Annotated in this window: 18 protein-coding genes; all 18 read left to right on the plus strand. The window is 54.4% G+C overall.

Features of this window, described 5'->3' with window-relative positions:
- Positions 1 to 130 precede the first annotated feature (130 nt).
- The 18 genes from GSVR_RS21180 (at position 131) to GSVR_RS21265 (ending at position 24,306) form a co-directional block, all read left to right on the plus strand.
- Positions 131 to 1,549: an ATP-binding protein gene (locus GSVR_RS21180; protein ID WP_173197612.1), complete on the plus strand. Its 1,419-nt coding sequence runs from the start codon at positions 131 to 133 to the stop codon at positions 1,547 to 1,549.
- Positions 1,550 to 1,564: 15 nt separating this feature from the next.
- On the plus strand, positions 1,565 to 2,959 hold the full coding sequence (locus GSVR_RS21185; RefSeq protein ID WP_173197614.1) for a sigma-54 dependent transcriptional regulator: 1,395 nt from the start codon (positions 1,565 to 1,567) through the stop codon (positions 2,957 to 2,959).
- 3 nt (positions 2,960 to 2,962) lie between these two features.
- Positions 2,963 to 4,351 (plus strand): tetratricopeptide repeat protein, encoded by a 1,389-nt coding sequence (locus GSVR_RS21190; RefSeq protein ID WP_173197616.1) that lies wholly within the window; start codon positions 2,963 to 2,965, stop codon positions 4,349 to 4,351.
- Positions 4,352 to 4,537: 186 nt separating this feature from the next.
- Positions 4,538 to 7,780, plus strand: a complete 3,243-nt coding sequence (locus tag GSVR_RS21195) for an FkbM family methyltransferase (protein ID WP_203978740.1) — start codon at positions 4,538 to 4,540, stop codon at positions 7,778 to 7,780.
- Between the two features lie 18 nt (positions 7,781 to 7,798).
- The gene (locus GSVR_RS21200) at positions 7,799 to 8,203 is read left to right on the plus strand and encodes a hypothetical protein (RefSeq protein WP_173197618.1); all 405 of its coding nucleotides are present in this window, start codon (positions 7,799 to 7,801) and stop codon (positions 8,201 to 8,203) included.
- A complete protein-coding gene (locus tag GSVR_RS21205; protein WP_173197620.1) occupies positions 8,203 to 9,309 on the plus strand; it encodes a DegT/DnrJ/EryC1/StrS aminotransferase family protein in 1,107 nt (368 codons plus the stop codon). Before GSVR_RS21200 ends, GSVR_RS21205 begins: the two co-directional genes overlap by 1 nt.
- Positions 9,306 to 10,082: a class I SAM-dependent methyltransferase gene (locus tag GSVR_RS21210; protein WP_173197622.1), complete on the plus strand. Its 777-nt coding sequence runs from the start codon at positions 9,306 to 9,308 to the stop codon at positions 10,080 to 10,082. The genes GSVR_RS21205 and GSVR_RS21210 overlap by 4 nt, the downstream gene beginning before the upstream one ends.
- Positions 10,079 to 11,575, plus strand: a complete 1,497-nt coding sequence (locus GSVR_RS21215; protein ID WP_173197624.1) for a glycosyltransferase family 1 protein — start codon at positions 10,079 to 10,081, stop codon at positions 11,573 to 11,575. Before GSVR_RS21210 ends, GSVR_RS21215 begins: the two co-directional genes overlap by 4 nt.
- A gap of 10 nt (positions 11,576 to 11,585) precedes the next feature.
- The gene (locus GSVR_RS21220; protein ID WP_173197626.1) at positions 11,586 to 12,923 is read left to right on the plus strand and encodes a glycosyltransferase family 2 protein; all 1,338 of its coding nucleotides are present in this window, start codon (positions 11,586 to 11,588) and stop codon (positions 12,921 to 12,923) included.
- Positions 12,924 to 13,254: 331 nt separating this feature from the next.
- Positions 13,255 to 14,211, plus strand: a complete 957-nt coding sequence (locus GSVR_RS21225; protein ID WP_173197628.1) for a lipopolysaccharide assembly protein LapB — start codon at positions 13,255 to 13,257, stop codon at positions 14,209 to 14,211.
- A gap of 52 nt (positions 14,212 to 14,263) precedes the next feature.
- Positions 14,264 to 15,040, plus strand: a complete 777-nt coding sequence (gene rfbF / locus GSVR_RS21230; RefSeq protein WP_173197630.1) for a glucose-1-phosphate cytidylyltransferase — start codon at positions 14,264 to 14,266, stop codon at positions 15,038 to 15,040.
- A complete protein-coding gene (rfbG, locus tag GSVR_RS21235) occupies positions 15,004 to 16,131 on the plus strand; it encodes a CDP-glucose 4,6-dehydratase (RefSeq protein ID WP_239077403.1) in 1,128 nt (375 codons plus the stop codon). Before rfbF ends, rfbG begins: the two co-directional genes overlap by 37 nt.
- 14 nt (positions 16,132 to 16,145) lie before the next feature.
- On the plus strand, positions 16,146 to 17,513 hold the full coding sequence (rfbH, locus tag GSVR_RS21240; RefSeq protein WP_173197632.1) for a lipopolysaccharide biosynthesis protein RfbH: 1,368 nt from the start codon (positions 16,146 to 16,148) through the stop codon (positions 17,511 to 17,513).
- The gene (locus GSVR_RS21245) at positions 17,510 to 19,018 is read left to right on the plus strand and encodes an N-acetylneuraminate synthase family protein (RefSeq protein WP_173197634.1); all 1,509 of its coding nucleotides are present in this window, start codon (positions 17,510 to 17,512) and stop codon (positions 19,016 to 19,018) included. Before rfbH ends, GSVR_RS21245 begins: the two co-directional genes overlap by 4 nt.
- Entirely contained in the window at positions 19,015 to 20,841 is a 1,827-nt protein-coding gene (locus GSVR_RS21250) for a thiamine pyrophosphate-binding protein (protein WP_173197636.1), read from the plus strand. The genes GSVR_RS21245 and GSVR_RS21250 overlap by 4 nt, the downstream gene beginning before the upstream one ends.
- Positions 20,838 to 21,524, plus strand: coding sequence for an HAD family hydrolase (locus tag GSVR_RS21255; protein WP_173197637.1), 687 nt, complete (start codon positions 20,838 to 20,840; stop codon positions 21,522 to 21,524). Before GSVR_RS21250 ends, GSVR_RS21255 begins: the two co-directional genes overlap by 4 nt.
- A 44-nt stretch (positions 21,525 to 21,568) precedes the next feature.
- On the plus strand, positions 21,569 to 22,654 hold the full coding sequence (locus GSVR_RS21260) for a radical SAM/SPASM domain-containing protein (protein WP_173197639.1): 1,086 nt from the start codon (positions 21,569 to 21,571) through the stop codon (positions 22,652 to 22,654).
- A 2-nt stretch (positions 22,655 to 22,656) separates the two neighbouring features.
- Entirely contained in the window at positions 22,657 to 24,306 is a 1,650-nt protein-coding gene (locus GSVR_RS21265; RefSeq protein WP_173197641.1) for a B12-binding domain-containing radical SAM protein, read from the plus strand.
- The last annotated feature ends 2 nt before the right edge of the window (positions 24,307 to 24,308 follow it).

A 24,308-nucleotide genomic window follows, 5' to 3' on the forward strand; every position in this document is an offset into this window, starting at 1 on the left:
CGCCCTGCCAGGGCTCGCTCCGTTTCGCACCCGCGGCGTTCCGTGCCGGAGATATACGAGCGGAGGCACGGCATGGACCCAGGTGAAATTCTCAAATGCCGCACTGTCATTTCCTGCCGATAAGGTCGCCATGAAGCTTAATGCCAAGTTGGTCATCATCATGGTCTCGCTTTTGGTCCTGGCCATGCTGACCCTCTTCATCCTCAACCAGTACGCCCAAAACGATCTGGTCACCGAGATACAGGAGAGCTCCCAGGAAATCTCCAAGGCGGTCCAGATGAGCATCGCCGACCTTACCTCCGAAACCGAGACCTCAAGGCTGACCGAGTATCTCCACAGCGCCCGCGAAAAGGGCATCAACGAGATCAACATCATAGACAACGAAGGGGAGATCGTCGATTCTTCCGATCCGGAGAAGATCGGCAAGCGGCGCGAGCTGAAGAAGCTGGAGAAAGGCATTCACCAAGCCGCTCCCCGATCCGGCGGTGCCACGATTCTCTCCCAGAAGCCGTACGAGGTGCTGGTGCCGGTGATCGTGGGTGACGAACACCTGGGCTACGTCCAGATCAACATGCTGCTGGACAATATCCGCGACCTGCAGCATGCCAACTTCATCCGCCGCCTGTTCGCCACCTGCATGGTCTTCACGGTCGGCATTGCCTTGACCATTTTTCTCGCCCGGCGCTATACCGAACCGATCCACAACCTGGTGGACCATTTCAAGCGGGTTTCGGCCGGAGATCTTTCGGTCACGCTTCCGGTGGAGAGCGAGGACGAGATCGGCGAGCTCTCGGCGGGCTTCAACAACATGGTCGAAAAACTGCGCGAACGCGAGGCCCTGGAGAAGCGCCTTTACGAAGCGGAGCATCTCTCGCGGGTAGGCCAGCTGGCATCGGGGATCGCCCACGAGATTCGCAACCCGCTCAACTACATCAGCCTGGCGATCGATCACCTGAGGACCGAAATGCTGCCCACCTGCGGCGACAGGTCCGGCGAATTGAAGGAATTGACCGACAACATCAAGGAAGAACTCCGTCGCGCCAATTACATGGTCGTGAATTTCATGAACTATGGCCGTCCGCTCAAGCTCCGCCGGGCACGGGTATCCTATGACGACATTCTCGCCAAGGTACTGCCGCTCATGGAGGCGCGATTTTCCGAGCAGCGCATCCGGGTCGAGCTGGCCATGCAGGAAGATCTTCCCCCCCTGTGGGTGGACCAGGAACTGCTGAGAAACTGCATTCTCAACTTCATCACCAATGCCGGCCAGGCCATGCCCGATGGTGGCACGATCACCCTGGGCGCAACTGTCGATCAGGACAGGCCGCTGGCGATACTGACCTTTCAGGATCAAGGAATCGGCATCCGTGAGGAAGACATCGCCAAGATCTTCCAGCCATACTTCACCACCAAGGATGTCGGGATCGGCCTGGGCCTGGCGATCACCGAGCGGATCATCAAGGAGCATGGCGGCGAAATCAAAGTCGCGAGTGCTCCGGATCAAGGCACCACCTTTACCGTGCTGCTGCCACTCAAAGAACAAGGCTAAGGTTGAGGGAATATCATGGACCAGATAAAAAACAGAGGCAGCATCCTCATCGTTGACGACGAGAAGGGGCAACGCGACATCCTCAAGGTCATTCTCAAAAAGGAGGGCTATGATGTCGTCGATGTGCCGGGTGTGCGCGAAGCCTTGGAGCAGCTCGGACGGCAGGAATTCGATCTTATCTTGACCGACCTGAAGATGCAGGGACAGAGCGGACTGGATCTGCTCGAAACGGTGCTCGGCGACGACCCTCATCAGTGCATTATCCTGATGACCGCCCACGGTTCGGTCGATTCTGCCGTGGAGGCCATGAAAAAGGGGGCTTTCGACTACCTGGAAAAGCCTCTGGAGCGCGATAATCTCATTCTGACGCTCAGGCGGGCCTTCGAACGCATCAACCTGATGCACGAAAACCGGGTGCTGCAGAAACGGGTAGCCTCGACACAAACCATCCCAAACATGCTGGGAGAGCATCCCAAGATGAGGGAGGTTGCCCGGGTTGTCGCCAAGATCGCTGCCACGACATCCACCGTGCTGATCGTGGGCGAATCCGGTACCGGCAAGGAGCTGGTGGCTCGTGCCATCCACGAGGGAAGTCAACGCCGCGACAAGCCTTTCATGGCGATCAACTGCGCGGCCATTCCGGATACGCTGATCGAAAGCGAGCTGTTCGGGCATGAAAAGGGGAGCTTCACCGGGGCGAATGCCCGTGAAATGGGCATTTTCGAAGCGGCCAACGGCGGCACTGTTTTCCTGGACGAGATCGGTGAAATGAATGTATCGATGCAGGCCAAGCTGCTGCGGGCCATCCAGGAAAAGGAAATCCGCCGGGTAGGAGGTAAGGTCAACATCTCCCTGGACGTTCGCATCATCTCGGCCACCAACAAGGAACTCGAACAGGAGATCAAGCGCGGCAGCTTCCGCGAGGACCTGTTCTATCGCCTCAATGTGATCCGCATCAATCTGCCCCCCCTGCGGGAGCGCGGCAATGATGTCAAAACTTTGGCAGAATTCTTCGTCAAAAAATACAGCCAGGCCGCCGGCATCGCCATGGACGGCATCTCCAAATTGGCATTGAAATTGCTAATGAATTACACCTGGCCCGGCAATGTGCGTCAGCTGGAATCGGTCATCGAGCGCTCAGTACTGATGGCCGAGAGCAACTACATAGAGCCGGGAGATTTGCCCGGCGAAATCACGGCCACCTCCCTGCTGGCCGGCGGCGTTCCCTTCGATCTGCCACCGGAAGGAATCAACATCGAGGAACTGGAAAAGCGACTGATAGTCAAAGCCATGGAACGGGCAGATTGGGTCATCGGAAGGGCTGCCCCTCTCCTGGGAATGAGCTACAAAACGCTGCAATACCGGCTGGAGAAGTTTGAAATCGAGCGGCCGGAAAAACGGACCAGATAAAACGTGCAACCTGCCGATGTAAACACCCCTGTTGTACCCCCTCCCGGAGTCAGGAGTGAAATAGCCCGGGAGCTCTATGAGCTCGGTCTGGGTCTGTTGCAAGCGGATAACCTCAAGGCGGCGCGCCTGCAGTTCCACAAGGCGCGGACCATGGCCCCCGATTTCCATGATGCCTCCCTGGCCCTCGGTCATTGCCTGCACGAATTGGGGGAGTACAAACAGGCCCTTGCTGTTTACGACCAGGTGCTGATAGACATGCCGCAGCTCTACGCCGGCTGGAACAACCGGGGCAACACCCTGCTGGCGTTATGCCGCCACGATGAGGCGGCCGTCAGCTATGCCCGCGCCCTGGAGCTGGCCCCCAAGCTGCACGATGCGCGGGTGGCGCTGGCAACCTGCCATCAGGCAATGGGCAGGATCAAGGAGGCGCTGGCTGCCTGCGAAGAAGTGCTCGCTGCTGCTCCGGAGCATGCCGAAGCCCACTGGAACAGGAGCTTGTTGCTCCTCCTGACGGGCGAGTACCGGGAGGGATGGCGGGAGTACGAATGGCGCTGGAAAAAAAGGGGCTTTACTTCTCCGCGACGGGACTTCCTCCAGCCGCGCTGGCACGGTGAACCGGCCTCTGGCAAGACAATCCTGATCCATGCGGAACAGGGCTTCGGCGACACGCTGCAGTTCTGCCGGTATGTCCAGCTGGTGGCAGCCCGGGGGCTGCGGGTCATTTTTGAATGCCACCCGCCGCTGGTGACGCTGATGGAGAGCTTGGCCGGCGGGAAGGTAAGCGTGGTTGCCATGGGTGAGCCGCTGCCCTCCTTCTTCGACCTGCAGGTGCCGCTCATGAGCCTGCCGCTGATCTTTGATACGACATTGGAAACCATTCCCGAAACAGTTCCGTATCTTACTCCTTCTCGGGAGCGTTTACCGCACTGGCAGTGTCAAATTCCTGAGAAAGATAGTCTCAAGATCGGGCTCTGCTGGGCTGGGAAGTCATATCCCGATCCGGGGAGGAGTTGTCCTGTCGAACTTCTGGCGCCGCTGGCAGAAACGAGAGGGGTCTCGTGGTATTCCCTGCAGACCGGATGGAAAGATGCACTGCCCTTTCCGATGATCGATCTGACCTGCCATATTCGGGATTTTGGCGACACGGCCGCCCTGATATCTCAACTTGATCTGGTCATCACGGTAGACACGGCCGTGGCGCATTTGGCCGGAGCACTGGGCAAGCCGGCCTGCCTCATGCTACCTTATGCGCCGGACTGGCGCTGGATGCTGGAGCGCGAGGATTCTCCCTGGTATCCGACAATGCGGCTGTTCCGGCAACAGAAGGCGGGGGACTGGGAGAGCGTTATACAACGAATTGCAGGCTTCCTACAGCCGAAAATACTAATGTGAAGGCAGTTTACACTCCCCCAGGACTAACCGAAGGGGAACCACTGCACTAACGAGCCGTGAAACCAGGCAGCTTCCCCGCCAGGACAAAGTACAAAAACTCGATCTTCAGGGTGACATGATGCGGAAAAGGCGAGAGTCAAACTGACTCCCCCTGCTGTTAGACGTATATATGAGGATTCTTTTTCTATGAGTCACGCGAGAAACCAGCTTTTAGACATCACTGGAGAATCAAGGGTAATTGAACGCTTCATCAGATCACATGACATTGTGTTCGACGTCGGCGCCAACACAGGCGACTGGACGCGGCAGGTACTTGAAACGCATTCCGATGTTAGCACCCATCTTTTCGAACCAGTACCAACTCTCATTGAAAGCCTCAAGAACCACTTGGCCGGCCATAGCGGCTCTGGCAAGATATTCCCCAATTGCTGCAGCATCGATCAGCAGGAGGGGTCCCGCCTGTTTTTCCATTACCCTGACGCTCCTTCCTTGAGCGCCTTCCACAGGAGAGTTGATCTGGAAGCCCAGAACGGACTCCAGGAGCCCCGGCAGGGAATCGTTTCTGCCACCACCCTCGATGCTTATTGCCTCACAAAGCAAATCAAGAGAATAAATTTCCTGAAGATAGATACCGAGGGGAGCGAGCTGGACGTGCTCAAGGGATCACATCAACTCCTGCAGCATGGCCACATCGACTATATCCAGTTCAAATATGGCGGGACATACAAAGATGCAGGGATTACTCTGGGTGAAGTTTACACCTTGCTCGAATCGTACCGTTACGGAATCTTCAGGATTACTCCGGAAGGGCTGGAATACCTGCCGGTGTTTGGCCCACATCAGGAGACATATGCGTTCAGTAATTTTCTGGCGGTGAATGAACGGTTTCTATCGACCGTACTCGGGCTCCCGCCGCGGATGCTCAACCTGCGGCAGCAATGCGTGAAGCACCGCATAACTCCCCGTGGTGTGATTCATATCGGCGCGCATGAAGGCTCCGAACTGAAAACCTACCTCGATATGGGCATCCAACAGGTAGTATTCATCGAAGCCAACCCGGATATATACCAGAAGCTTTCGGCAAACGTGAAGGAAGTTCCCGGTGTAATCGCCGTACACTGCGCCATCAGTGATCAAAACGGCACCGTTGACCTTCGTGTCACCTCCATGGATCAGAGCAGTTCCATCCTTCCGTTAAAAGATCACCAGAAGATATACCCGGGTATCCATGAAGTCCGATTGGTGACGGTACCTTCGAGAACCATCGATAGCCTCCTTGCCGAGTTGGATCTCGATCCGGCCGGCTATAACCTGATGAACATCGACATTCAGGGGGCCGAACTGCTGGCACTTAAAGGCGCCACCAACACCTTGAAACACATCGATGCCATCAATACCGAAGTAAACTATGAGGAACTGTACGAAGGGTGCGTTTTCATCGATGAGCTTGACAGGTATCTCGACACCTTCGGCTTTGAGAGAAAAGCAACCACAACCCCCCACCATCCCTCATGGGGTGATGCCCTCTTTGTCAAACGGCCGCTTATTACCATGTCGACACTTGGCTCCAATGGACGTTTCGGAAACCAGGTGTTTCAGTATGCCTTCCTGCGGATTTTTGCACGGCAGCACGGCTACGAACTGGAAACCTCCGACTGGATCGGCCAATGGCTCTTCGATCATCACGATCCAGCGGTCACACGACAGTTGCCATTGGTGAAGGAGAAAAGCAATATTCTTTCCGAAGCACTCATTCCCGCTTCGCAAGAGTCGTTCAGGTATTCGGATTTTGTGGGGTTTTTCCAGTACCATACCAGCTATTACGCCCCGCATCGCGACTTTTTTCACTCTCTGTTCCGGCCGGCTCCCGCCTTGGAAACGACCATGAATGCTGCCGTTCAAAAGCTTCGTGCTCTGGGCAAAACCGTCGTCGGGCTCCATTTGAGGCGCGGAGATTACGGCTACGACTACTTCTTCGTCACCCCGAATCAATGGTATCTTGACTGGTTGCAGAAAATCTGGCCTACGCTGGAGGAGCCTGTTCTCTTTATCGCCAGTGACGAACCGGACAAGGTTTTGGCCGATTTTGCAGACTATCGGCCGATCACATCACAGAGCCTGGGAATCACGCTGGCGGGGGCCGATTATTTTCCTGACTTCTACCTGCTTTCCAGATGCGATCTCGTCGCCATCTCCAACAGCTCGTTTTCATTTGCGGCAAGCATGCTGAATGCCGAAGGGAGACTCTTTTTACGCCCGGACCTCACTCAAAAGAAGCTCATAGAATTTGATCCCTGGAATGACGAAGTAATCCTGCGAAACGCTGTCGTCGAAACCAGTCACAACATTGAAGCAGCTGATACGCGGCGTGCCATTGTATTTGTGAACAATTACTATCCAGCTTTTCTGCACTACCTCTATGAGAAAAAATTCCCTCGGTTTGCTGAGCAGCCCTACGCGGTCCAGCATCAGCACCTGATTGATGAACTTTTTGGCGATAGTGATTTTTATTCCCACAATATACGTGGCGCCGGATGGAGAGCGCACGACATCGTTATGAATGCGGCCCCTGCCCAAATGGCGTGGGCACGGGACCGCGGCCTTTCAGGGCAGATGTGGGACATTCTCTTCGAGCAGATCGCTCAACTTAAAGCCGACGTGCTCTACATACAGGACATGCATGCTTTTCCGGCGGATTTCCTGAAACGGATCAGGAGCGTGGTACGGCGGATCGTGGGGCAGATTGCATCCCCGATCGCTCCCGGTACACCACTGGAACTGTATGATCTGATCATCAGCTCTTTCCCGCATTTTGTGGATCGTTTCAGCACTATGGGGATCAGATCGGTGTATCAGCTTTTGTCGTTCGAGCCGCGTGTCCTGTCGCACATACCCCGCTGTGAATACTCGGAACGCCCCATTCCGTGCTCGTTTGTAGGGGGTATTTCCCCGCTTCACCACAAAGGCAATCAGATGCTGGAGGCACTGATCGCGAGCAGTCCATTGCAAATCTGGGGTTACGGTCGACAGAGCCTCCCCCTTGACTCTCCCATACATGGGCGGCATCACGGCGAAGCGTGGGGCCGGTCAATGTACGAAATCATGGCTTCTTCCCGAATAACCATCAACCGGCACATCGATGTCGCCGAGAACTATGCCAACAACCTGCGACTGTATGAAGCGACCGGCTGCGGGGCTTTGCTGATTACCGATTACCGGGACAATCTCAACGATTTGTTCGAGATCGGCAAGGAGATCGTAGCGTATCGATCGGCCGAAGAATGTGCCGAGCTGATCGACCATTACATCAATCATCCTGCCGAGGCCGAAACGATCGCGGCGGCAGGCCAGCGGCGAACTCTGCGCGATCACACGTATGCGCACCGGATGCACAGACTAGGTTCGTTGTTGGAACTGTATCTTCAATAAACTCCCGCGAGGACATACATGGATTCATTGATCGAACACATCACTTGGAACGAGCAGCATATTGCCACCATAATTCGGCGCGATTTCATGCCCGAATCCACCGTATTCATCTCTCCGGACAGTTACTACCAGCAGCTCGGCTTCGTGTGCTATCCAGCCGGCGGAGAAGTTCCCCGCCACTCCCACCTGCCTCTGCAGCGGCATCTGGTCGGGACCCCGGAAACACTGCTTATCAGGAAGGGAAGTGCCTTTGTCGAACTGTATGCTCTGGACAAGAGCCCACTCGGCACCTGGTTGCTCGAACAGGGAGATATCATTCAGCTGGTTTCAGGCGGCCATTGCTTCAAGTGCCAGGAAGATACCATCTTTTTGGAGATTAAGCAGGGGCCCTATACCGGACTGATCGAAAAGGAGCGTTTCTGATGATTCCCGTAGCCGAGCCCTACCTGAGCGAGCATGACATCGCGCTGGTCAACGAGGCGCTCCGGTCCGGCTGGATATCGTCGGCCGGAAAATTTCTCGACCTGTTCGAAGAGCGCTGGTCGGCATATTGCGACATGCCGTTCGGCATTGCAGTCAGCAACGGATCGGTGGCATTGGATGTGGCGGTCGGCTTGCTGGACCTGCAGCCGGGAGATGAAGTGATCATGCCGACCTTCACGATTATTTCACCGGCCCAGTCCATTGTCAGGGCCGGAGGGGTACCGGTTCTCGTCGACAGCGATCCCTCTAACTTACAGATGGATGTTACTCAGATTGAAGGCAAAATTACCGGGAGAACCAAGGCTATACTGGTAGTGCATATCTATGGCCATCCGGCCGATATGGATCCGATTCTTGAAATTGCCCGAAAATATGGCCTGAAGATCATCGAAGACGCCGCTGAAGTACATGGGGCAGAATACAAAGGGAAACGCTGCGGTAGTTTTGGCGACATCAGTACATTCAGTTTTTACGCCAACAAGCTGGTAACCACCGGCGAGGGGGGCATGGTGCTGGTACGCACGCCTGAACTCGCCGAACGCGCCCGGTCACTGCGCAATCTCTGTTTCCAAAAACAACAGCGCTTTCTGCACGACGAACTGGGCTTCAACTTCCGGCTCACCAATGTCCAAGCCGCCATGGGGGTGGGCCAGATTGAACGGATCGAAGAAATTGTGGCACGAAAGCGGGCTATTGCCGCTGCTTACCATACACTGCTGGGAGGCCTCCCCACAATCACCCTGCAGCGAGAGGAGACCTGGGCCAAAAACGTGTACTGGGTCTATGCGTTGCTGATCGAAGAATCAACAGGTTTGACCGCAGCGCAGCTGTCATCCAGGCTGAGAGAGCATGGGATCGAGACGCGCCCGTTCTTTCTGGGCATGCATCAGCAACCCGCATTCCATCGCATGGGGCTCTTTCACGGCGAGTCGTATCCCGTTGCCGAACGTTTGGCCCTTCAGGGGCTCTACATTCCCAGCGGGCTCACTCTCAGTGATAGCCAGATCACCCAAGTGGCCGATGCGGTAAAGGTGTGCCTGTCATGAAAGTTTTCGATCATTATGCCCGCTATTACGATTTGCTGTATCGCGATAAAGATTATGAGAGTGAAACCGAGTACATTCATGCGCTGATCCAGAACCTGGTCCCCGGTGCCCGCACCGTTCTAAATCTTGGATGCGGCTCCGGCCGTCACGATCGTTTGCTTGCCAAGCATGGATATACCGTTACCGGTGTGGATCTGTCTGCGGAGATGCTTTCTCTCGCAACTGCTTCTGCCATCGATGACGGTGCATTGGAGTATATCCGGGGAGATGTGCGCACCATCACCTTGGGCAGGCAGTTCGATGTCGTAGTGTCGCTTTTTCATGTCATGAGCTATCAAACGGCGAATGAAGATCTATTAGCGGCGTTCACAACGGCATATAAACATGTAAAGCCCGCTGGCGGCTTCATATTTGACTGCTGGTATGGGCCGGGAGTGCTGACGGACCGGCCAGCGGTCCGGGTAAAGAAGCTCGAGGATGCCGACCTTGATGTTACTCGCATTGCAAGCCCAATGATGCATCCACAGAACAATTTGGTCGATGTTGACTACCTGATCTTTATCAGGAACAAGATCAACGGAAGAGCGAATGAGATCAGGGAAACACATCATATGCGCTATCTGTTCGAACCGGAACTGCGACTGATGCTTAAAGCAGCAGGGTTCGATACGCTGCATTTTGCGGAATGGATGACGAATGCGGAACTGGACTTCAATAGCTGGAACGCGGTTGTCACCGCAAAAGCCTCTTCAATTCAGGAGCAACGTACGTGATTACTGGAATACATGTGGCATCTCCAAGCAAACAGATCGGAGGGGGCTATGTCTACCAGAAATGCCTCCTGCAAAGCATCATGAATCAGTACCTGGCTGCGAATTCAGCACAAAAGATAATTTTTTTTCATTCCGGGGATAACCTACTGATTCAAGAGCTGCAGATTCCCTCAGTTGACTATGGAAACTATCAGGGCGGCCTTAACGAGGCAGTCTTGCGTCATGGTGTGGATATTCTGTGGTTTCTCTCGATCTTCTATGAACAGGTGGATATCCCTTACATTGTCCCTGTATGGGATCTGCAACACCGCCTTCAGCCTTTCTTCCCGGAGGTAAGTGCAGGCCAGGAGCACAATGTCAGAGAGCATATATACAGTCATGTATTACCACGGGCGACATTCATACTGACCGGCACGGAAACGGGTAAGCAGGAAATCTCTTTTTTCTACAGAGTCCCGCCCGAGAGGATCATCGTTAACCCAATGCCATTGCCCCAGTACATCTCAGATGAGCGTATCGAACAACCCAGTGAGTTGTTGGACAGTGGCCTGGAAAGCGGCAAGTTTATTTTTTATCCCGCCCAGTTCTGGCCACACAAGAACCAGATTGTGCTCCTTAAGGCGCTAAAAATCCTGATCGAGCAGAACCTTGGGTTCAGGCTGGTCCTGACAGGTTCTGACCAGGGAAACCTGGATTATATAAAGGAGACAATTTCGGCGATGGGCCTTGATCAGGAGGTCCTGCTGCTGGGATTCGTTTCCGATCAGGCTCTCCTTTGGCTCTACCAGAATGCGGCTGCCTTGACGTATGCCAGCTTTTTCGGACCAGATAACATACCGCCTCTTGAGGCATTCTCGGCAGGATGCCCGGTCATTGCGGCAAATGCAGCTGGCATCTACGAGCAACTTGGCGATGCCGCGATTCTTGTTGACCCTCGGGATGAGCGGGCCTTCGCAACGGCAGTCATGGAACTGAGCGATAACACTGCTTTAAGGCATTCATTGATCGCCAAGGGGCGTACGCTCGTTAAAACAAGAACAGCAGACCACTATGTTCAGAGGGTACTCGCGCTTATTGATGAATTTGCGACAATCCGCAGGTGCTGGGGATCTTCCTGTCTGTCAAAATACACTCCCTCCTTGATTGAATGGTGTGAAAAATACATCACAAAAAAAGAGATCTACGCATTAATCACACTGCTTTCCGTGTGTCAGGATGCACACTTGAAGAAGATGTACGATGAGCTATTGCCGCTATTTAACAACATCACAGACCTGAACAGCAGGGCCGAAGCCGAACTGGCCGCAAACCGTCATCATATGGCCCAGGAACTGCTGAACAATGCACTTGATCTATGCGTCGATTATCCACCGATTTACCTCAATCTTGCCAAAGCCTCTTATAAGTGTTCTGAAATTGACGGGGCAACCGAATTTATTGATAAAGCCCGTTATTACGAAAAAAGATCACTGAAGCCACTCGATCATCATTGAGCCTCCAAGCATGCATCCTCCAACCATTTCCATCGTCACCCCTTCCTATAATCAAGCCCAATATCTGGAAGAGTGCATAGAGTCGGTGCTTGGCCAGGGATATCCAAACCTGGAATACGTCATTATGGATGGCGGCAGCACCGATGGCTCGGTCGAGATCATCAGGAAATATGAAAAACACCTGACCTATTGGCAGTCACAGCCGGACGGTGGCCAATACCAAGCCATCACCGAGGGTTTTCGCCATACCACGGGCGAAATCATGGCCTGGCTCAATTCGGACGACAAATACCATCCGCTGGCCCTTGCCAAGGCGGCCTGCATCTTTTCCAACCATCCCCATATACGCTGGTTGACAGGGCGCATGAGCTACTGGGATGCCGACGGCAATCTGGACAGCATCTCCGCCAACCTGCCGATCTTCTCCCGTTCGAAAAACCTGGAGGGCAATTTCAACAAGCCATATGTCCAGCAGGAGAGCACCTTCTGGCACCGCTCTCTTTGGGAGCAGTCAAGAGGCGGACTATCGACCTCCTTTGACCTTGCCGGCGACTTTGAATTGTGGATGCGCTTCTTCCGTCATGATTCACTCTTTACCGCCGATACCTTGCTCGGCGGTTATCGCTACCATGGCGATCAGCGCGGAATTGCGCACGCAGATGCCTACCAGCAGGAGGCCCGGAATATCGTCGTACGGGAACTGGAAGTCCGTGAGGGACAAATTCTTCCCTTGCCACCTGCCCCTGTTTCCCTCAGCCGCGGTCGCCTAGCAGCGTTCATCGCGGAAAACGGTATTGCTCCCGAGATGCCTTCCCTTCGCTCCTGCTGGCGCCATTATACCGAAAACCTGATCGGCCTCACCAATGTCCAGGCCCGAGAGAAGCGGCTTGAGCTTGAGCAGTTTTTTCAGAACGAAATCATGCTGTTCGGACTGGTCAAGCCGAGCGCCATTGCACTTATGGCGGACCGGTTGGAGGAGCTGAAAGAGCTTTCCCGGCGGATCGACGAAATGAATCGCCAGGGCGAGGAGTATGCCGCTCAGGGCTGCTACGAGGGGGCGCTGGTCCTCTTCCGGAAAGCCTTCGAAATAGCCCCCTCATGCCCCCGAACCGCCGTGAACCTCGTGACGTGCCTTTGGCGGTATGGAGAACGGGAGGCCGCATTGAATCAACTGGTGCCTCTACTTGCCGCGCACTCCCACGACCGGGGCGCAGTGCTGGCAGCCGCCGAGATTCTCCAATGCTGCCACGCCCGCCAACAGGCACTAATGGTTTGTGAAGAATATCTGACTATCAATCCTCACGATGACGACGTCCGGAGCATATGGGCCAGGCTTGCGGAGAGATGAAGGCCGGGAATCTCAAGCCATTGTGACCACATTGTTTCCGAAATATTCAGCGAATACCTGGATGACCGGGGGAAGGCAGGCAATCACCGATCAGTTGGAGATTGTGGATTTGTCCTATCCCCCGAATGGGAGCTATTATTGAAATTCCGGCAATGCCACGACAATATCACCTGCATTCGTACCCTGAATGGACCGGCGAGTACTATTGTGGCGTATGGCGAAAATAGCCCGTTCAGATCACGTAAAAAATTGCGCGAGCCGTTAAAACGATTGCATATTATGACGATATGAGTAACTATTGACCGTATTAATTTCTCAGGAGCACTGTAATATGAGTACATCACTTGCCCCCTATAACATGTACGAGGCCCAGAACGCCTATCAGCGTTTGCAGGCCACGCTGTCCGGCGATTCGGTCGAGGCCGCCATCGCTGAAATAAAGACATTCCTGAAGATGTTCCCCGATGTAGCGCTGGCCCATAATGATCTGGGAGTGCTGTTCAGCAAGGCGGAGAACTCTCTGCTCGCACTGGCCCATTATGAAAAGGCCAACCGCCTTCAACCCAATAACCCTACCATCATAAAAAACATCGCCGAGTTTTATTTTGTTGTGCTGGGATGGGTGGATGATGCCATTGACTTATTGACGGGGCTTCTGAATACCTATCCACAGGACTTCGAAGTTCTGACAGCCTTGGCAAACATAAGTTCAAAGGTGGGCCGGCCCGAGGAGGCGCGCATCTTCTATCGCAGGGCCCTGCAGATTGACCCGGACAACCAGGAACTCAGGGAACTGCTTGCCCATCTGGAAGGACCGGTTTCAGCCGCTGAGTATCGTTCCGCCAGCACAATGCCACTGACCGTCTCTTACGATGCCGCACCAGTGGTCGAAGAAGACGAAACTGCCGCTTCTCTCCTGAAATTGATTGAACGAAATCCTCAAGATGCCGTGGCGCACAATAACCTGGGGATCGTCCGCTTCCGTCAGGGATGTTTGAATGAGGCCGCTGGCCATTACCAGAAGGCAGTTGATAGTGACCCTACCAATCCAATCTACCGAAAGAATTTGGCAGACCTCTGGTACACGCATCTGGGACGCACCGACGATGCTATCGAGCTGTATACTTCGCTTTTGAAAGAATATCCCAAGGATATCGAAGTATTGACAGCGCTGGCCATCGTTTCCAAGGCAAACCAGCTCAAGGAGCAAGCCCGCACCTTCATCCAAAAAGTGCTGGAACTGGAGCCGTGGAACAATGAAGCAAGAGACTTTCTTGCTGCTTTGTGATCATTTTTAAGACGTCGTTGTCAGACAGACAGATTGGGGCTCCTGAAAAAGTATGAAAGCGGTTATTTTCGCCGGGGGGTTGGGGACACGCATATCTGAAGAATCGTATCTCAAACCAAAACCGATGATTGAGGTTGGAGAGAGGCCCATTCTGTGGCATCTGATGAAAATCTTTGAGGCACAGGGCATCACTGACTTCATTATCTGCCTCGGTTATAAGGGCCACGTCATAAAGGAGTATTTTTTAAATTACTATGTCTACAACTCCGATGTAACCATCAACTTGCAGACCAACAGCTTCGAAGTCCATCGCACAAATTCCGAAAATTTCAGGGTAACCCTCGTTGATACCGGTCTGCACACCTGCACCTCCGGTCGCCTCAGAAGAATCCAGCATTACATCGGCAACGAAGAGTTCATGTTGACGTATGGGGACGGGCTATCCGATGTCCCGATCGCTGAGTTGATCAGTTATCACAGGGCGCACGGAAAGATTGCCACAGTGACGGCGGTACAACCTGCAGGGCGTTTTGGCCTGATGGGATTGGAGCACGATGATCTGGTCTCCAGCTTTCAGGAAAAGCCGGTTGGTGACGGAGGGTGGATCAATGGTGGATTCTTTGTCCTGAAACCGGAGGTATTTTCTTATCTGCCGGAGAATGCTGATGCTGTCATGTGGGAAGAATATCCGCTAAAAGCCCTGTCGCACGAGGGGCAGCTTATTGCATACAAGCATCACGGTTTTTGGAAGTGCATGGATGCAATGCGCGACAAGGACGAACTGGAGACCCTGTGGAGGAACGGGCAGGCGAAGTGGAAGGTATGGTAGATCACTCCAAGACCCTGTCTTGGCCTAAAAGAAATTTTTGGAAGGGAAAGTCGGTGCTTCTTACCGGCCATACCGGCTTCAAGGGGGCATGGCTGGCAATTTGGCTTCATGCAATGGGTGCCCGCGTCTTTGGATATGCTCTCGATCCTCCAACTACACCTAACCTATTCCAGGCGGCAACCGTAGAAAACAGGGTAACCTCTTACCGTAATGACATAAGGGATGCTCAACGGCTGCAGCAGGCTGTTGAGTGTATAGAGCCTGAGATTGTCATGCATCTGGCCGCCCAGTCCTTGGTGCGGGAATCGTACAACTCCCCCGTCGATACCTATACAACGAATGTGATCGGTACAGTTAACCTGCTGGAAGCCCTCCGTTACAGCCGCTCGGTCAGAGCAGTTGTCATTGTGACCACTGATAAATGTTACGCAAACAGAGAGCATGGTACGCCTTTTACGGAAAATGAACCGCTGGGAGGGCAGGACCCGTATTCGAGCAGCAAAGCCTGCGCCGAGTTAGCGACTGCCGCTTGGCGTGCATCTTATTTTGATACTGGGCAACAGCGGGTGGCAGTAGCGACTGCTCGGGCCGGAAATGTGATCGGCGGGGGGGATTGGGCCGCTGACCGTCTTATTCCCGATTTTTTCAGGTCCTTATCGGCGGGAATGCCCATTCGCCTTAGGAACCCCCATGCCGTTCGTCCTTGGCAGCATGTCCTGGAGCCGCTCTCCGGCTATCTGCTTCTCGCCCAACTCCTCTTTGAGGACGGCTGTCAGTACGCTGAAGCATGGAACTTCGGCCCTGCCGAGGAGGATGCGGTGACGGTAGCCCGTGTCGCGCATCTTCTCTGCGAGAAATGGGGCAATGGTGCCCGTTACGAGCAGGAAACGGCTAACCATCCCCATGAGGCGGGCATTCTGATGCTCGATAGCGACAAGTCCAGATCCCGCTTGGGGTGGCGACCACGATGGGGACTCGATAAAGCGCTTGATACCACGGTGACATGGATGCAAGCTTTCCAAGCCGGTGAAAATCTTTTGGAGTTGACCTTGCAACAAATCGCCGACTACGAGGCAACGGAACTCCCGTAAGATAGGGTTGCTCAATGCACACAAGTAGTGAACAATTGCTGCGGCAGCAGGTCATGGATGCCGTTATCGCTTACTATCAGGCATGTCATGTCCCATCAGGGCAGTTCGCACCTGGTGACCGTATTCCCTATGCCGGCAGGGTATTTGACGAGCGGGAGGTGTCGGCACTGGTCGATGCCTCCCTTGATTTCTGGCTGACCAGCGGACGGTATGCCGAACGGTTTGAGCGGGAGTTCGCCGCGCTTCTGGATATACGTCACTGCTCTCTGGCCAATTCCGGCTCATCCGCCAATCTGCTTGCCTTTATGGCCCTCACCGCGCCTACCTTGGGAGAGCGTCGCATCCGGCGGGGCGATGAGGTTATCACAGTGGCTGCCGGCTTTCCCACTACCGTAGCCCCTCTCGTCCAGTACGGAGCAATTCCCGTTTTCGTTGATGTGGAACTGCCATCATACAATATCGATTGCCGCTACCTCGAAGAGGCGCTGTCGCCCCGCACCAAGGCGGTAATGCTTGCACATACCCTGGGCAATCCCTTCGATCTGGCACAGGTGAAAGATTTTTGCAACCGTCATGAGCTGTGGCTGATCGAGGATAACTGCGACGCACTCGGCTCCCGCTACCGTCTGAACGGCACGTGGCGTTCCACCGGCACCATCGGACACATGGGGACCGCCAGTTTTTATCCGCCGCACCATATCACCATGGGTGAGGGGGGCGCTGTCCTTACCAACGATACGCAGCTCAAACGGCTTGTCGAGTCTTTCCGTGACTGGGGACGGGACTGTTGGTGTCCTTCTGGGCATGACAACAGCTGTGGCCGGCGCTTCGAGCAGCAGTTCGGCCAGCTTCCTCCCGGTTATGATCATAAGTACGTTTACTCCCATTTCGGTTACAACCTGAAAGTCACCGATATGCAGGCGGCTGTCGGGTGTGCACAATTGGAAAAACTTCCCGGTTTCATCGAGGCACGCAAGCGGAACTGGCGCAGACTACGCGATGGTCTGGCCGGGCAGGAAGAGTTCTTTATCCTGCCCGAGTCAGGGCCGGACAGCGACCCATCCTGGTTCGGGTTTTTGCTGACCGTACACCGGGGAGCGGGGATCACCCGGGATCGGATCGTTGCCCACCTTGAGGGGCGCGGCATCCAGACCCGCATGTTGTTTGCCGGCAACCTGATCAAGCACCCCTGTTTTGACGAGTTTCGGCAGGCAGACACCGGCTACCGTGTTGTCGGGGCGCTGGAACAGACCGACAGGATCATGCACGACACCTTCTGGGTCGGTGTCTATCCCGGCATGACCGATGCCATGCTGGACTATGTGATAGAGAGCCTGCTGGATGCCACCAGAGGCAGCAATCGGAAAGGTCGTACCCTATGACGCAGAAGATTCCGCAGCCGCTGTTCGTGCTGGAAATGGCCAATAACCATATGGGTGACCTTCAGCATGGTCTTGAGGTCATCCGGCGCTTTGGCCAGGTGTGCAGGAGCCATCCCCGGTTCAGTTTTGCCTTCAAGTTGCAGTACCGGGATCTGGACACCTTCATCCATCCCTCGAAGCAGGGGCGGGACGACATCAAGTACATCAAGCGATTTTCGGAAACACGCCTCAGCCGCGAGCAGTTCGACCTGTTGATCGCCGAGATGCGCAGCAATGGCTTCATCACCATGGCAACACCATTCGACGAGCCGTCCGTTGACGTGATCACCTCGCAGCAGTTGGACATCATCAAGATTGCCAGCTGTTCCTTCACAGACTGGCCCTTGTTGGAGAAAATCGCCGGCACCTGCCTGCCGATCGTGGCCTCGACCGCAGGAGCCGGCCTTGATGAGATAGACAAGGTAATCAGTTTCTTTGTGCACAGGAACAAGGAGTTCGCCATCATGCACTGCGTCGGGGAGTATCCGACCCCGGATGAGCATCTGCACCTGTCGCAGCTCGATTTCCTCAGAACCCGCTACCCAGGCGTTCGCATCGGGTTTTCCACCCACGAAAACCCTGATCACACCGATATCGTCAAGTTGGCCATCGCCAAAGGGGCATCCATCTTCGAGAAACATGTCGGTGTTGCCACGGAGCGTTGGCCTCTCAATGCCTACTCCGCGTCGCCTGAACAGGTCGACAAGTGGCTTGCGGCGGCAGAACAGACCTATGCGTTGTGCGGTATCGGCGAAGAACGCCTTCCGGAAAATCCTGTCGAAATTGCCAGTCTTCGTTCACTGCGGCGCGGGGTTTTTGCCAGAAGGGATATTGCCGCCAGTGAGCAGATCAGGACGGAGGACGTTTACTTTGCCTTCCCGCCCGAAGAGGGACAGATTACGGCCAATGAATGGTCGAAATATTGTCAATGCACCGCCCGGCAGAAGATAGGGACCGATGGCGCCATAACCGGCACGAATGCCGATCTGGTGGACCAGCAGAAGAAAGTGCTGCACATTGTGCAACACGTGAGAAAACTTCTGCGTGACAGCGGCATCACCTTCCCGGGATGCTCCGATCTGGAGATCTCCCACCATTACGGCATAGATCGCTTTTGGGAATGCGGCCTGACCATGCTGACCGTCGTTAACCGATCCTATTGCAAGAAATTGCTGATCGTCATGCCAGGGCAGCGGCACCCGGAGCAGCACCACACCCAGAAGGAAGAAACGTTCCATGTGCTCTACGGCACGATTGAACTGGAACTCGACGGTTCGGTGCAGATCTGCCGGCCCGGGGACGTTGCTACGGTCAGTCCCGGCGTCCGCCATGCCTTCAGCTCGCCGGACGGTGCGATTATCGAGGAAATATCCAGTACCCATTACCAGGATGACTCTTTCTACACGGACCCGTTGATCAGCCAGAATAAAGGTCGCAAAACCATGATCAGTTTCTGGATGGAATGATGGACACCTATCGCATTTCCGACTACATCGCCGATTTTGTGGCAGATCTCGGGGTCAGCCACGTCTTTTTATTGCCAGGCGGCGGAGCCATGCATCTGGTGGATGCAATGGGGAAATGCCCCCGCCTCACGGCCGTCCCCTGCTTGCATGAACAGGCCTGCGCCATTGCCGCCGAGGCCTATTCCCGCATCAACGAGCACATTGGCGTAGCGGTCGTGACAACCGGCCCTGGCGCAACCAATGCCATCACCGGTGTTGCGGGCGCATGGATCGAATCCGTGCCGATGCTGGTGATCTCGGGACAGGTCAAGCGGTCCGACATGCTGGATGGTGCTCCTCTCCGCCAGAAAGGTGTGCAAGAGGTCGACATCATCAGCATGGTCAGGCCCATCACCAAGTACGCCGTCACCATCCGGCATCCTGAAGATATCCGCAGGGAGCTGGAAACGGCGGTGCATTGCGCGACCACCGGGAGAAAGGGGCCGGTCTGGATTGATGTGCCCCTGGATATCCAGGGGGCGCCGGTTGTGCCGACGACCCTGCCTAAGTGTGCAGAACCGTTGCCGAAAGCGCCCTTCTCCCCCACCGGTGAGATCATCGACAAGACCCTTTCATTGCTCGCCCGGGCGGAGCGGCCGCTCATTCTGGCCGGTCACGGCATCCGGCTTGCCGGCGCTGCCGGGCAGTTCCGGGAACTGGTCGAGAGACTGGGAGTTCCGGTCGTAACCACCTGGAATGCCCTTGACCTCCTCCCTTACGATCATCCCCTGCTGGTGGGGAGGCCCGGCGTTGTCGCCTTACGCGCACCGAACTTTGCGGTACAGAATTGTGATCTGCTGCTCTCCATCGGCAGCCGGCTTGACAACATCATTACCGCATACAATCCCCGGGGGTTTGCCCGCGCCGCTAAAAAGATCGTGGTAGATGCGGACATTCACGAGATTCAAAAGCTGGACATGAATGTGGAGTTGCCGATCGTGGCAGATGCAGCCATCTTTCTCCGTGAGCTCGACGCCCAAACGGCCGGCCACTCCTCGCTTGCCGTCTCTGACTGGCGTGACCGCTGCAAGGGCTGGAAACTGCGCTATGGAATCGAGGAAGAGGTGAGCTTTGCCGCGGAAGGGGAAATCACCCATTTCCAGGCCATGGATGCCTTGTCCGAAGCCATCCCGGCAGACACTCTGGTCAGCACCGGCAGTTCCGGCTTGGCGGTGGAGGTCTTCTACACCATCTTCCGCAATAAACCGGGGCAGCGGGTTTTTCTTACCTCCGGGCTCGGTTCGATGGGGTACGGCCTGCCGGCCGCCATCGGCGCCTGCTTTGCCAACGGTTGCCGGCCCATGGTCGCCATAGAAAGCGACGGCAGCCTCCAACTCAACATTCAGGAGCTGGCCACCCTGCGGGCCTTTAATCTCCCTATCTGCCTGATCGTCCTGAACAATGCCGGCTATGCCTCCATCCGCAACACCATGCGCAACTACTTTGACGGCCGCTACGTCGGCACCGGCCCCGAGGCCGGTCTGTGGCTGCCCGACCTTGAAGCGCTGGCCCGAACCTACGACATTCCCTTCCGTCGCATCAGCGATGCAGCGGAACTGGGCGCGCTGCACGAACTGATGGCCCTGCCCCGCCCGCTGCTGATTGACCTGCGACTTGTCTCCAACGAGGTCCTGGCGCCCAAGGTCGCCGCCCTGCCGCAGCCTGACGGTTCCATGCTCTCCATGCCGCTGGAGGATATGAGCCCGCTGCTGTCGCTCGACGTGCTCACGTCCGAGATGCTCATCCCCCTGAGCGAAGCCTCGTTGCGCTGTTCCCGCCGATGATGCACTCCGGCTCCCCATATCAAGCGGTAATCTTCGATCTGGACGGCACCCTGATCGACTCTTCCCCCAGCATTCTGAAATGCTTTGGCCGGACGCTTGCCGCGGCAGGATTGCAGCCACTGGTTCCGCTCAGCGATTCGCTCATCGGCCCACCGCTGCGTCAAACATTGATAAACCTGACGGGATTGGCCGACACTGCCCACCTGGACCGGCTGGTTGACGATTTCAAGCAATGCTACGATACGGAAGGCTACAAAGCGACGCGAGTGTATGACGGCATCGGGGAATTGCTCTCGCAGATGCACGCACTCCATATCCCCCTGGCTATCGCCACCAACAAGCGCCGCATCCCGACCATGAAGATTCTCGAACATCTCGGTTGGCGCGACTACTTCCATATTGTGGGCACCCTCGATACGCCCACTCCTCCTCACGCAAATAAAGCTACGCTTATTAGCTACTTGCTAAAGGAACTGGGGGTTTATGCCGAAAAGTCGTTGTATGTGGGAGACAAATGGGAGGACGGCGAGGCCGCTGCTGCCAACGGCATGCGTTTCTGTGCCGCAGGATGGGGGTATGGGGCGTGGGATAGGGATAGAATGCCGCAGGACTGGCTCTTCATCCCCGATGCCGGGGAATTGGGGTGTAGATCAAGCACCCTGACGGTAGCACAGAGGGATTGATCGAAGTATAGAGCCGGAACACATTCAAAAGGAGCATCAGAGCCATGCCTGATACGCAGTTGAACCCCCAGGAAACAAACAACAGGAATAAGCTCAAGGCCGAGAAACCGTATGTCTATGAGAAGATCATCAGGTTCGACGAGAAATACAGGCGGGGCGAAAGCATCGCCATTATCCAGTTTCAATACAACTATACCTGTAACTTCACCTGCGAACACTGCTCGATCAAACGCTTCCAGGGCAAGGAAGACAAGCGTTCCTTCACCATTCCGGATGTCAGGGAACTCTTCCGCCAAGCCGATGAACTGGGCTTGGCACGGGTCACCATCACCGGCGGAGAGCCCTTGGTATTCAAGGACTTTGACGATCTGGTCGCCGCTATCGACCCGCAGAAATTCTATATCAATTGCGATACAAACGGCTGGCTGCTGGATGACAGCCGCGCACGGCATCTGAAGGAAATCGGCGTCGACCGGATTCAGTTGAGCATCGACAGCCTCAATGCCGAGGAGCACGACAGATTCCGCCAGGTAAAAGGTTCCTTTGACCGGGCCATCAAATCAATTGATTCCGCCATTGGAGCGGGATTGGCCATTTTCGTCCAAACGGTTGTTACCAAGCAGCGGCTGCACTCAAAAGAATTTCTGGAGTTTCTCGAATATTTCAATGGCAGGGGGATCGGTGTGTTTGTTACCTATGCCAAGCCGGTTGGAGCCTGGGAGGGGAACTTCGATTCGATGGTCGACCGTGCTGACATGGAGTACATGAAAGAACTGGAAAAAAAACACAACGTTTTTACGCACCTGACTCCGGCCTACGGGCTTGACATGGGATGCATCGCCGTCAAGGGGATGTTCTCGGTCACCCAGTACGGCGATGTCCTGCCATGCCCCTATATTCATGCATCCATAGGCAACGTTTTTAAAGAGCCGTTAAAAGATATCCTAAAGCGGGGTATGAGTATCAAATACTTCGGGGAACACGTAGACACATGCATGATTGCCGAAGACCGCGAGTTCATAGATAAATATGTCGTGAACCGAATTTATGGCAAACCACTACCTGTATCCTGCTCAGAGGTTTTTAACGACGAGGATGAAACAATCAAACCATTCCACCAGGAGATATAGGATTGGATACTATTCTCTTCATAGTGCCACCCAATATCAGTTTTAACAGTTTCATGCATCCGGCCGCGAATGAACGGGTGGTAGCTAAAAAATCAGGGAATTATGGTAGCATCGTTAACGAGATACCGATCGGATTGCTTGCCCTCAGTGCCTTCATAAAAGAAAAAATAGAGGTTCGAGCGAAGCTTATCGATTTCAATATCATTATTAACAAGTTAGATGAATTCGTCTGGGATTCCTTCGCCTCATTATTCCATGAGGTTCTCTCCTCCAAAGAAGTAACTGATTTTGCGCCAACTCTCATAGGAATTTCCGCACTGTTTACACCTTCATATCAAAGCATGCTGGACATCGCCCAATGCAGCAAAGAACTGTATCCGCACGCTCTTGTTGTTGCGGGTGGCGGCGTACCGACGAATATGTACGATGCCATTTTCAAAGACAGTCCATACTTCGATGCATTATGCTACGGCGAAGGCGAATTGCCGATGCTGGGACTGTTGCAGTCAGATGACAGGCACCGATACCTGGGTGAGAGCCCATCATGGATCACACGGGAAAAGGTGGCAGCTACTAGTAAGTTCACCCTTGATCTTATTGAAGATATTGACGATATACCGTTTCTTGATTTCGGTCTCCTCCGGATAGATGATTATATATCGAACTCCATCAATGCGCTCTTTCCCCTCGCGCAGAAGCAATTGAAGAATATCGGATACATGACTTCCAGGGGATGTGTGCACAGATGCTGTTTCTGCTCGTCGCATACCGTGCATGGCAGAAAAATGCGTTACCATAGTGTGCAAAGGGTGCAGGCCGAGCTTGAACACCTGAAAAATACCTACGGAATCGGAAATATTATCTTCTACGATGATCACTTCATGGCAGACAAGCAACGTGTTCTGAATATCATCGAGATCATGAAGTCGCAGAGTCTGACAGCCTTTTTTCCGAACTCGCTGGCTCTGTATGCTCTTGACAAAAATATCCTTGAGGCGCTCAAGGGCATTGGCGTCGATCACCTTGTACTGTCTGTTGAATCCGGCAGTGGTCGTGTCTTGAAGGAGATCATGCACAAGCCGCTCAACCCCGCCATCATAAAACGGGTAGTCGATGATTGCCGCGATCTCGGCATCGCCACGGATCTCTCCATCCTGATCGGACTTCCAGGAGAGACGAAACAGGATATTGAAGATGCGAGAATATTTTTGCGGTCACTCATGCCGAACTGGTTCAGAATCAGCATTGCAACGCCATTGGCAGGAAGTGAAATGCTGGATATATGTCTCAAAAATGATTATCTACGGGGAGATTACCTCAGTTGTGACTTTAAAAAGGCCATCATTGAAACCGATGATTTTACCCCTGAATATATCGTCGAAAAGGCCTACGAACTGAATCTTGAGCTCAATTTTGTCGCTAACAGCGATTTCAGGCTGGGTCAATACTCTGTCGCGCTAAAAGGATTTGAAAACACTATCCGCGTAAAAAACGACCACGCCCTTGCCCATTATTATGCCGCGCAATGTTGCAAGCAGCTTCATATGGATAGCGAATATCAGAATCATAGAGAAATATATTATCAGATAATTAGTGCATCGGAATACTGGGCCAGCTACGTTCACCACTTCAAGTTGGCAGATTTGGAGTGATC

This window comes from Geobacter sp. SVR, from assembly GCF_016865365.1.
Lineage (GTDB): Bacteria > Desulfobacterota > Desulfuromonadia > Geobacterales > Pseudopelobacteraceae > Pelotalea.